The organism is Bacteroides sp. 2201st1_D9_2201SCRN_220225 (assembly GCF_040928965.1).
GTDB lineage: Bacteria > Bacteroidota > Bacteroidia > Bacteroidales > Bacteroidaceae > Bacteroides > Bacteroides stercoris.
In genome coordinates this window covers 1-10658 of sequence record NZ_JBCODG010000069.1, presented here as the reverse complement: position 1 = coordinate 10658, position 10658 = coordinate 1, and the positions used below count along the sequence as shown (strand labels likewise).

The 10658-nt window shown below is 49.0% G+C and carries 11 protein-coding genes; 9 read left to right on the top strand and 2 right to left on the bottom strand.

Translation table 11 applies throughout. The features are described from left to right. The 4 genes from AB5903_RS17915 to AB5903_RS17900 all read left to right on the top strand — a co-directional run. On the top strand, nucleotides 1-1701 hold a 1701-nt coding region (locus tag AB5903_RS17915), incomplete at its 5' end, for a hybrid sensor histidine kinase/response regulator (RefSeq protein WP_368118084.1). Beyond that, nucleotides 1673-2971 carry a sigma-54 dependent transcriptional regulator gene (locus AB5903_RS17910; protein ID WP_272710705.1) on the top strand — a complete coding sequence of 433 codons (1299 nt, stop codon included), beginning with the start codon at nucleotides 1673-1675 and terminating at the stop codon, nucleotides 2969-2971. The genes AB5903_RS17915 and AB5903_RS17910, both read left to right, overlap by 29 nt. A 400-nt stretch (nucleotides 2972-3371) precedes the next feature. After that, a complete protein-coding gene (locus AB5903_RS17905; RefSeq protein WP_195658336.1) occupies nucleotides 3372-3536 on the top strand; it encodes a helix-turn-helix domain-containing protein in 165 nt (54 codons plus the stop codon). A 3-nt stretch (nucleotides 3537-3539) separates the two neighbouring features. Next, nucleotides 3540-3842, top strand: coding sequence for a helix-turn-helix domain-containing protein (locus tag AB5903_RS17900; RefSeq protein ID WP_195658335.1), 303 nt, complete (start codon nucleotides 3540-3542; stop codon nucleotides 3840-3842). Nucleotides 3843-3911: 69 nt separating this feature from the next. On the opposite strand, the gene AB5903_RS17895 is transcribed toward AB5903_RS17900, so the two are convergent. Then, nucleotides 3912-5141, bottom strand: coding sequence for a site-specific integrase (locus AB5903_RS17895; RefSeq protein WP_272710704.1), 1230 nt, complete (start codon nucleotides 5139-5141; stop codon nucleotides 3912-3914). A gap of 626 nt (nucleotides 5142-5767) precedes the next feature. On the opposite strand from AB5903_RS17895, the gene AB5903_RS17890 reads away from it, so the two are divergent. From AB5903_RS17890 to AB5903_RS17870, 5 genes are all read left to right on the top strand, one after another. Then, nucleotides 5768-6757, top strand: a complete 990-nt coding sequence (locus AB5903_RS17890; protein WP_195658333.1) for a glycosyltransferase family 2 protein — start codon at nucleotides 5768-5770, stop codon at nucleotides 6755-6757. A 37-nt stretch (nucleotides 6758-6794) separates the two neighbouring features. Further along, nucleotides 6795-7481, top strand: coding sequence for a DNA repair protein RadC (gene radC / locus AB5903_RS17885; protein WP_040316059.1), 687 nt, complete (start codon nucleotides 6795-6797; stop codon nucleotides 7479-7481). A gap of 75 nt (nucleotides 7482-7556) precedes the next feature. Beyond that, entirely contained in the window at nucleotides 7557-7868 is a 312-nt protein-coding gene (locus AB5903_RS17880; protein ID WP_005656290.1) for a metal-sulfur cluster assembly factor, read from the top strand. 22 nt (nucleotides 7869-7890) lie between these two features. Next, nucleotides 7891-8655, top strand: coding sequence for a UDP-2,3-diacylglucosamine diphosphatase (locus tag AB5903_RS17875; RefSeq protein WP_005656288.1), 765 nt, complete (start codon nucleotides 7891-7893; stop codon nucleotides 8653-8655). 123 nt (nucleotides 8656-8778) lie between these two features. Next, nucleotides 8779-8988: a hypothetical protein gene (locus tag AB5903_RS17870; protein WP_117857973.1), complete on the top strand. Its 210-nt coding sequence runs from the start codon at nucleotides 8779-8781 to the stop codon at nucleotides 8986-8988. 91 nt (nucleotides 8989-9079) lie between these two features. Here the strand turns inward: AB5903_RS17870 and AB5903_RS17865 are convergent, their stop codons facing one another. Next, complete coding sequence (locus AB5903_RS17865) at nucleotides 9080-10477, bottom strand: alkaline phosphatase (protein WP_195658332.1); 1398 nt, start codon at nucleotides 10475-10477, stop codon at nucleotides 9080-9082. Nucleotides 10478-10658: the final 181 nt, after the last annotated feature.

Here is a 10658-nt window from a genome sequence, read left to right as displayed (position 1 = left end):
GATAGCCTGCAACAACGTGGCAGGGAACTGAACTCGCAGATAAACGAGCTTATCTGTGAGTTTGAGCAGGCTGCCATTGTTCAATCTGATAATGAGGCAAAACAAATGACGGCACTAAGGGAAGAGTCTTTCCGCATCATCCTCTTTATTGCTGTTGCCGCTATCCTGCTGATAGTGGTATTCTACATTTTTATACATCGTGACATCCGACAAAGGCAGACATACCGGATGAAGTTGGAGACATCCGACCGCCGGAACCGTGAGCTGCTGGCCGCACGCCGGAACCTGATACTGACGGTTAGCCATGACCTGCGTGCGCCGCTTGGCACTATCAGTGAATACGCCGGACTGCTGCAAGACGAGAAAGACGTGGAACGAAGCAAGGGGTATGCGGTGAATATCCAGCGTGCCTCCCGCCATGTCATCGGACTGGCGAACAACCTGCTGTATTATTACAGGCTGGAAGCGGAAAAGGAGCAACCTGAAAAGGAAATCTTTCATCCGGGGCGGACGGTTGAAGAAACCGTGCATTCGTTCCTGCCGATGGCCGCAAAGAAGGGGTTGGGCCTGACAACGGAAGTGACGGACTCGGACGTACTTGTGGAAGGGGACCGTGGGCGGTTGGTACAGATATTGAATAACCTGCTGTCAAACGCCGTGAAGTTTACCCGTGCCGGATATGTCCATGTAGGTGCAAGATACCGGAATGGGGCTTTGTGCTTTTTCGTCAGGGACACGGGAACGGGCATTGATCAGGAAAGGCAGGAACGGCTGTTTACCGCCTTCGAGCGCGGCGATACTCCAGACACGGAACAAGGCTTCGGGCTGGGACTGGCGATAACCTATAAGCTGGTCACGCTATTGGAAGGAACTATCCGTGTGCAGAGTGCTCCGGGAAACGGGAGCACCTTTGAGATATGCCTTCCCATGCGTGAGGCAGACGGTAATCTGGGAGATGTCAGTATATCCCCAGAACAGGACTCCCTTTCGGGAATGAGGGTGCTGGCAATAGATGATGACCGGATGCAACTGGATGTAGTCAGGAAGATATACGCACGCAACGGGGTGGAATGCGACTGTTGCCTGAATGTGGGAGAATTGGTTTCGGCCTTACGCCGGAACCGCTATGATCTCGTGCTGACGGATATGCGGATGCCGGAAATTGACGGGTACGGTGTGCTGTCGCTGATACGGGGCAGTAACTTGGGGCAGACGAAGACACTTCCCGTATTGGCTGTAACCGCACAGGCGGATGAAAAGCCGGAACGTTTTAAGCACGAAGGCTTTACCGGCTGTCTGTATAAGCCTTTCTCGCCGGAAGAATTGCTGGCGGCCACTTCACGCATAGACAGGCCGGACTTTGCGGCTATCATGGAAGGTGAGGAAAACAGGAAAGAAATGCTGGGCATATTCATAGAGGACACCACAGAGGAACTTTCCGGGATGCGGGACGCTTTTTCTGCGGGAAATTACGAGAAGCTGGGACATGTCATACACAAGGCCGCACCGCTCTGGGCGATAATCCGTATAAACATACCCCTCGGTGAATTGGAGAGAATGGCTTCCATGCCTCTTGAAAAATGGGACCGGACATTGGATAAAAGAATTGAGAAACTGCTTGAGGCCGTTGAACAGGCCATAGAGAAAGCAAAAAGACTGAAAGAGAAAGCGGATGGAAACCATATTGATAGTAGAGGATGACCGTGTGTATGCACGCACTACCGCAAACTGGCTGGTGAAAAACGGCATCAATGCCCGTTATGTATTATCGGTGGATGCGGCGAAGGTCTTTCTGGAAAGCCATGAGGTGGATTTGGTATTGTCGGATTTCCGCCTGAACGACAGTAACGGTGTGGAACTGCTGGAATGGATGAAGGCGCAGGGCTATCGTATGCCTTTCCTTATCATGACGGGGTACGGGAATATACCCGGTGCGGTGGAAGCGGTGAAGAAAGGTGCCGCAGACTATCTGCCCAAACCCGTGCAGACGGAAAAGGTGCTGGGTATCATCCGTGGACTGTTGGACCGTAGAAACAGAAAGAAAGTTGCGGAACGGGCTTTCTACGTCGGCAAGAGTCCTCTGGCGGTGAAACTTCAGAACATTGTGCGTGTGGTGGCCCCTGCCGACAGCCTGTCCGTACTGATACTGGGGGCATCGGGCACGGGAAAGGAGTATGTAGCCCGGCAAATACACGCATTGAGCGGACGTGCGGATGCCCCGTTCATAGCGGTGGATTGTGGGGCACTACCGAAAGAACTGGCGGCATCGGAACTGTTCGGCCATATGAAGGGGGCCTTTACGGGTGCTACGGAAAACAAGACAAGTATGTTTGCCCTGGCCCATCACGGGACATTGTTTCTGGATGAGGTGGGCAACCTGAGCATGGAAGTACAAATGTTACTGCTGCGTGTGTTGCAGGAGAAACGTTACCGTCCCGTAGGCGGCAAGGAAGAGGTGAAAGCGGACATCCGGCTGGTAGCCGCCACGAATGAGGATTTGGAAAGGGCGATAGCGGAAGGCCGGTTCAGAGAAGACCTGTTTCATCGCCTGAATGAATTTCCGCTGTATGTGCCGCTATTGGCAGAGTGTCCCGAAGATATTATTCCACTGGCAGAATACATGCTCAATATCGCCAACCGGGAATTGGGAAAGAACGTGAAAGGCTTTGACCGGGAGACACGGAAACGGTTGAAAGCATACCCGTGGCCGGGAAACATACGGGAACTGAAAGGGGCGGTGAAACGTGCCGCCCTGCTGGCGAAAGACGACTGGATCACTTCTGAGAACGTGGATTTACCGGACAAGTCCAAACAGGCAGAAGTCTATACGCTGAACGATGAAAGGGCGGAACGGACAACTATTCTGAAAGCATTGGAAGCAACGGGCAATGACAGGAAAGCCGCTGCCAAGTTGCTGGGTATCAGCCGGAGCACGCTTTATCTGAAATTGAAGAAGTACCGTTTGGATTAGAATGTGTCCGAGAATTGGGCACATCGTGTTTGATATACAATATTTTCTTGTACACATGTATAGAAAAACAAAAGGTATAAAGATGTAAGATAACGGCAAACAAGTGGGATATGGAAGGTCCGTTGCTGCATGGATGCAGGTAACGGGCCTTTCTCTTTTATCGTTTGGGCTTTGATACGCCAATGCAGGCCAATGGACGACTGTGATTCTATTCCTTTGGAAGGGATATAAGATGTGCTTTACTTTGCCGCATATTCAGAAACTTAAAAAGAATTTTAGTATGGAACTGACAATTATTGAAACAAGTGCGTATCAGGAGTTGAGAAGGCTGGTCAGTACGCTGGCCGTACAAATGGGTGACTTTCAGACAAAGATTGTCCCGCCCGCACCGGACAAATGAATGGATGCACAGGACGTGTGTCTGGCTTTGGGCATATCGAAACGGTGCCTGCAAAACTATCGGGACAACGGGCTTATTCCTTACTCAAACGTAGGGGGAAAATTCTTCTATCGGGAAGTGGATATTCAGGAAATATTGGAAAGCGGACTAATCAAAAGAAAGTAAGGTATGGCAGAGATTATCACAAAGGATTCGGAAGAGTTCAAGGAACTGACCGGATGGATTAAGAAAACGGGGAAAGCGGTGGAAGATGCAACGGCACGGATACGCCCGACGGTTGCGGACGAGCATTACATGACGGGAGATGATGTGTGTGCCGTGCTGCATATCTCACGACGGACGCTGCAAACATTGAGGGATGAAAAACTGGTGCCTTATACCACTATCGGGGGGAAGCTGCTTTACCCGGAAAGTTCCCTGTATGAAGTGCTGAAAAAGAATTATAGGGATTTCAGGCGGTTCAGAAAATAAGTAAGAAAGAAAAAGTGAAGAAACGTCCTCCGGCCTAACTGGCCCCGGACGTTTCTTTTTATTGCCATGTTACATGGCAAGTTTGTAAACATGGCCGATTTTCTCGCAAATCTTGTCGGTGTCCTCACCTACCTTCGGATTGATCAGTTCGGCATATACCTGCGTGGAAAGAATGGACTTATGCCCCAATACTTTCTGAAGGGTTTCCAACGGCATCCCTTTGAGGATAGCCAGAACGGCAAATGTGTGGCGCCCGATATGCGGGGTGACTTCGGCCCGGCAGTTACATTTCTTGCCTATGATTTTGAGACTAAGGAACATGGTGTTGTATTCACCTACAGGGAAGACACATTCGGGGGAGTCTTTCTTTTCATCCACACCTCTGTATTTTTCAATCAGTTCGATAGCAATGGGCAATAATTTCACAACGTATGCCACTCCCGTTTTTATACGGTTGCCCATAAGCCATGTACCGCCGTCGGAGTCGGTATGAATATTATCGTAGGTTATGGCTTTCAGGTCGGCATAGGCAAGGCCGGTAAAGCACATGAATAAAAACATATCACGCATGGCACGCTGACGTTTGTATTTCAGTTCTACATGGATCATCCTTTGCAGTTCCTCTTCTGAAAGGAAGGAACGTCTCTTATATTCGGGCATACACTCGAATGATGCGAACGGATGAACCCGTATCCAGCCTTTTTCCTGTGCGATATACATCAGCCATTTCAAGGTATTGACACGCCCGAAGGCTGTGGAGTTTGCCAAAGCACATGTGCCGAGCATCCAGTTGTAGTAATCTTCAATAAATGATTTTTCAAGTTCTTCGATAACAATATCCTCTATATTCTTCTTGCTTTTCATGAAAAGCAAAAGGTTCTTGTAATCAGCAACCAGACCTCGATAAGTGCTTTCTGCTTTTTCCTTGCCGACTTTCTCTTTATACGATTCCAACTGTTCCCTGAAAAGGTTCATAAGGGTATGGTATTCCTCTGAGAAGCCAACATAGCGGTTATAGACTTTCTTGGCCGTGACAAAACTGTCGTGGTCGCAAATGTACTGGTAGTGCTTTGTTATCTGTGCCTTGATGTTGTCAAGCTCCTGATTGAGTGTACGGGCTTCTTCGGACTTGCCTTTGGCCCGGTTGGCTTTGACATCCCACAAAGCGAGGGACACTTCTTTTTTACAACTGAAACCTGCCTGGGTTCCATTGATGGTGATGCGGCCCATAATCGGGGCCTTACCATTTTTTACTGACTGGTTCTTGGTGTAGAACAATACTTTGAATGTGCTTCGCATAACTCAACTTTTTTAGTTACAAATTTAATTATTGTTGAGTTATTTGATGTTATGCAGAAGTAGGCAATAAGCTGAAATATAACACATTACATATTTCTTAGAAGCATTTTGGGGCGGGTTACGATTTGGTAACGAAACTCCCGCCCAAATATGCTTTTCCTTACTTTCTTTTTCTACCTCGCTAAAAAAATATATTTTATAACCATTTGATTTTTAGCATGGTTGCGTTATCTTTATGCATCTTTTTGAAATACTAAGTTACTAGTTTTAAAACAATTAGTTCCCCATAAGTCCAAATGTTTTACACTGATAACCAATACATTACCCATTCTATCAAATATAAATACACATACGGCTTAGTCCACTCTTAAAGACATACGGGCCGTGATAGATATTTGTAAACAATTTCATCTTCCGTGCCTATCTATCACGGCACAACACACTTGTAATCAAAGGTATACCCCTATAGCGTGATAACGTAACAGATGATTTTCATTTTTAAACTTTGTAGAGAGAATGAACCGAAAATAACAGTCCGAATACACGGCAAAATAACCGTCTGTCACCAAATAAAAACGTATCTTTGCAACATCAACTCCCGTAACCCGATAAAAAGAGACAGAGACATGCGATATTCCGTTATCATTCCCGTATACAACCGCCCCGACGAAGCGGACGAGCTTTTGCAAAGCCTCACGCGACAGAGCTTCAAGGATTTCGAAGTCATTATCGTAGAGGACGGTTCTTCGATTCCCTGCAAGGACGTTGCAGAGCGCTATCAGAACATTCTGGACATCCGTTACTACGCCAAACCCAACTCCGGTCCCGGACAAACGCGCAATTACGGCGCCGAACGCAGCCAGGGAGAATACCTGATTATACTGGATTCCGACTGCATCCTTCCCGAAGGCTATTTTGCAGCAGTGGAAGAGGAACTGCAAAAAGCCCCTACCGATGCATTCGGCGGACCGGACCGTGCGCACGTCTCCTTTACCGATATACAGAAAGCCATCAACTACTCCATGACTTCGTTCTTCACCACCGGCGGCATCCGCGGCGGAAAAAAGAAAATGGACAAATTCTATCCGCGGAGTTTCAATATGGGAGTACGTCGCGAGGTTTATGAAACGCTCGGCGGCTTCTCCCGGATGCGTTTCGGAGAGGACATCGACTTCAGTATCCGCATCTTCAAGGGCGGGTACGCATGCAGGCTTTTTCCCGGAGCATGGGTGTATCATAAGCGGCGGACGGACTTGAAGAAATTCTTCAAGCAAGTGCACAACTCCGGCATCGCCCGCATCAACCTCTACAAAAAATATCCCGAATCCCTAAAAACGGTGCATCTGCTGCCGGCAGCATTTACACTGGGCGTAGCCGTGCTGTTGGCGGGAGCGCCTTTCTGCCCGTACAGCCTGCTGCCGATTGCATTGTACGCACTGCTTGTATGCACGGACTCCACGCTACGGAACAAGAGCCTGCGCATCGGCGTCTATTCCATTGCCGCCGCCTTCATCCAGCTCATTGGATACGGAACTGGTTTCTGGCGTGCCTGGTGGAACCGTTGCATATGTGGCAAGGATGAGTTCGAGGCATTCAAGAAGAATTTCTATAAATAACAGGCTACAAGTGCCGGCAGCCGGTAATGAAAAAAAGATGAAAAAACTGACAATCAACCGGTGGGCGGCAGAAGACCGGCCACGGGAAAAAATGATGCTGAAAGGAGCGGAAGCCCTCAGCGACGCCGAACTGCTGGCAATCCTTATCGGCTCGGGAAACACTGAAGAAAGCGCCGTGGCACTGATGCAACGGACACTTGCCTGCTGCAACAACGATCTGAACCGGCTGGGCAAATGGGAAGTCCACGATTTCTCCCGCTTCAAAGGCATCGGGCCAGCCAAGAGCGTCACCATCATGGCAGCCCTCGAACTGGGCAAACGCAGAAACCGGCAAGAGCGTTCGGAACGGGTCGCGATACACTCGTCCGATGACATCTACGGAATCTTTCATCCGCTCCTGTGCGACCTCACCGTAGAGGAGTTCTGGGTACTCCTGCTCAACCAGGCATCCCGCGTCATAGACAAAGTACGCATCAGCCGGGGCGGCATCGACCAGACCAGCGCCGACGTGAGGAGCATCCTGCGCGAAGCCCTGCTGCAACGCGCCACACAGATTGCCCTGATACACAACCATCCCTCCGGAAATCCGCAGCCCAGCACGAACGACCGCCAACTGACACAGCTCATACTGAAAGGAGCACAGACCATGAACATCCGCCTCATCGACCACGTTATAGTCACAGACGGCAGATATTACAGTTTTACCGACGAAGGAGTGCTGTAATGTAGCCTGCACATTCTTTGTAGTTTCAATTAAAATCTTTAGATTTGCTTCGCTAAACCAACAAACCGTACGAATATGACCAAATTTGAAATAGAAGAAAAAATCGTAGCCATGCTGAAAACCGTATTCGACCCGGAGATTCCGGTAAACGTGTACGACCTGGGACTCATCTACAAGATAGATGTTGCCGACAGCGGCGAGGCGACTATCGACATGACCCTGACAGCTCCCAACTGCCCTGCCGCCGACTTCATCATGGAAGATGTCCGCCAGAAGATAGAATCGATAGACGGCGTGACCTCTGCCACCATCAACCTGGTGTTTGAGCCCGAATGGGACAAGGACATGATGAGCGAAGAGGCCAAGTTGGAACTGGGCTTTCTCTAACTGACAACGTAACAAAGCATATATGAAGAACGTATATTTCCTTTCAGACGCACACTTGGGTTCGCGGGCCATCGAGCACGGACGTACACAGGAACGACGGTTGGTGAACTTTCTCGACAGTATCAAACACAAAGCAGCCGCCGTATATCTGCTGGGCGACATGTTCGACTTCTGGTACGAGTTCCGCACGGTTGTGCCCAAGGGCTACACCCGCTTTCTCGGCAAGCTGTCCGAACTGACGGATATGGGCGTGGAAGTACACTTCTTCACCGGCAACCATGATATCTGGTGCGGGGATTACCTTACCCGGGAATGCGGGGTAGTCATTCACCGCGAACCCCTCACCACGGAAATCTACGGAAAAGAGTTTTACCTTGCCCACGGTGACGGATTGGGCGACCCGGACAAAAAATTCAAACTGCTGCGTACCATGTTTCACAGCCGTACCCTCCAAACGTTGTTCTCCACCCTCCACCCCCGCTGGAGCGTAGAGTTCGGACTGAGGTGGGCAAAGCACAGCCGCCTGAAAAGAATAGACGGGAAAGAGCCCGACTACATGGGCGAAAACAACGAGCATCTTGTACTGTATACCAAAGAGTATCTGAAGAACCATCCGAATATAAACTTCTTCATCTACGGCCATCGGCACATCGAACTGGATTTGATGCTGAGTGCCACCGCCCGCGTCCTTATCCTCGGCGACTGGATAAACTATTTCTCCTATGCCGTATTCGACGGCGAGAACCTGTTTCTGGAAGAGTTTATCGAAGGGGAAACCAAACTGTAAACCACTTGCCCCGCCTTTCAAGAATCGTTTACTCTTATAAACGATTACGAAAAAGAACGAAAAGCCGGAACTTTTTGCCCGGTTGCTTGTAGTATCGTCATAACCATTAAAAACAAAAGCGTTATGGATGATATGATTTACAGAAACGATTCCATTGCCGAAGAGAACATCGACCCCAACGGCCGCCCGGCAGAGAATAAATTTGAAGAATGGAGCGAAGAGGTTTCAGAACGTACAGACCCCGGCCGCAAAGACAAGAAAGTGAAATCCGCCAAAGAGCGGAAAAAACTTATCAGGGAAATGGATGAAGTAATCAAAGAAGATTTGAAATAAAAAAATCACCTCAGGCGATACAGAGCCTTTTCAACCCAAACTTGAAAGGGCGTCAATCCGTACCGCCTGAGGTGACCGACTTTAAAGGAGATTATTTATACCCCGCCGCTTTCGCAATGCGTTTCGGAATTTCCGTATTATCCATCTTACCGACAAACAAATCGGAGCCCGCACCTATTGCAAAGACAGGTACATATCCGGCCGTATGGCCCGAACCGGTCCATCCTACCATTGCTATCTGGCTCATCACTTTCCGGGCAGCAGCAGCCAAAGGTTCGGTCTTGGCGTACAGGCTCTCTTCAAAGACAACCTTATTCTTCACAAAAGACGTCTCGTATTCATCACGGAGCATCTTTTCCTGCTCCCAAGTCAAAGGCAACTCTTCCCAAAATCCCATCTTATCGGCAAGCAGCGCCTTCACTTCCTCCCAGGAAGCCTTGTCGGAATCTTTCCGCAAATCGGTAATTGCCTTGGAAAGAAGGTCTTGCGACTGTTCCTGATTCGTCAATGCTTTCAGGCGCAACTCATATCTTCCGGTACCCAGACTCATGCCGCCGGTTTCGTGATCGGCAGTCACAACAATCAAAGTCTCTTTCGGGTGCTTCTTGTAGAACTCATAAGCCACTTTTACCGCATTATCCAAATCGATAACTTCCTCAAAAACGGTGGCAGGGTCATTGCCGTGGCAAGCCCAGTCTATCTTACCGCCTTCCACCATAAGGAAGAATCCTTTATTGTTTCCCTTTGTCAGGAACGAAATAGCACTTTCGGTAATCTCCGGCAAGGTAAGGTCACCTTCCTTGCGGTCGATGGCATAAGGCAGGCAGGAAGGTACGGCACCCTCTTTCTGGATAAGCACCATTTTCCCTGCATCCGCAGCCTTTGCTTTGTATTCGTCCAATCCTCTGGCAATGGCATATCCCGCTTCCTCTATAATGGGGAAGATACTTGGCGCATCTTTCTTATCGGCTGTCGTAGCGGGTTTCAGGAAACCGCCGCCTGCGTAAAAGTCGAAACCGGCCTTCGGCAGGTCAAGCGCAATTTCGTAATACATGCTACGGTTGGGCTGGTGGGCATAGAATGCCGCCGGGGTAGCGTGGTCTACACTGACACTGGTGGTGACACCGACTTTCCTGCCTGCTTTCTTGGCTTTCTCGGCAACTGTCTGCAAGGCGTTTTTATCATCGCCCATACCAATAGCCCCATTGTATGTCTTTGCACCAGTGGCAAGCGCCGTACCGGCTGCTGAAGAATCGGTCACGGAATTAGTGGCGGAGAAAGTTGTAGCCACAGTACCTGCCGGAAATGTGGTAAACAAAAGCGGCTTCACGCCGATACGTCCCTCCTGCTCGGCAAGGTACATCTCCGTACCGTTCACCTGATTCACTCCCATTCCATCGCCGATGAAATAGAATACATACTTTGCCCGCTGTGCATACGATGTGCCTGCCAGCAGTACAAAGAACAACACATAAATCAATCGTTTCATAAACTTGTTCTATTTAAATTATCTGTCATACTGATATTTCCCTTTATCGGGAAACAAAGATAGATATTTTAAATCATTCATATATAACGATATTATTAAAAAGAAAGAAGGTGTGTCAAAATGCACACCTTCATTATTTTACGTACAAAGCCCCGACTTTCACAAGCTGGGGCTTTGTTAT

Excerpts from the sequence above, each read along its gene's own strand:
- AB5903_RS17910 (WP_272710705.1), top strand. The coding sequence starts at position 1,673 with ATGGAAACCATATTGATAGTAGAGGATGACCGTGTGTATGCACGCACT.
- AB5903_RS17905 (WP_195658336.1), top strand. The coding sequence starts at position 3,372 with ATGGATGCACAGGACGTGTGTCTGGCTTTGGGCATATCGAAACGGTGC.
- AB5903_RS17900 (WP_195658335.1), top strand. The coding sequence starts at position 3,540 with ATGGCAGAGATTATCACAAAGGATTCGGAAGAGTTCAAGGAACTGACC.
- AB5903_RS17895 (WP_272710704.1), bottom strand. The coding sequence starts at position 5,141 with ATGCGAAGCACATTCAAAGTATTGTTCTACACCAAGAACCAGTCAGTA.
- AB5903_RS17890 (WP_195658333.1), top strand. The coding sequence starts at position 5,768 with ATGCGATATTCCGTTATCATTCCCGTATACAACCGCCCCGACGAAGCG.
- radC (WP_040316059.1), top strand. The coding sequence starts at position 6,795 with ATGAAAAAACTGACAATCAACCGGTGGGCGGCAGAAGACCGGCCACGG.
- AB5903_RS17880 (WP_005656290.1), top strand. The coding sequence starts at position 7,557 with ATGACCAAATTTGAAATAGAAGAAAAAATCGTAGCCATGCTGAAAACC.
- AB5903_RS17875 (WP_005656288.1), top strand. The coding sequence starts at position 7,891 with ATGAAGAACGTATATTTCCTTTCAGACGCACACTTGGGTTCGCGGGCC.
- AB5903_RS17870 (WP_117857973.1), top strand. The coding sequence starts at position 8,779 with ATGGATGATATGATTTACAGAAACGATTCCATTGCCGAAGAGAACATC.
- AB5903_RS17865 (WP_195658332.1), bottom strand. The coding sequence starts at position 10,477 with ATGAAACGATTGATTTATGTGTTGTTCTTTGTACTGCTGGCAGGCACA.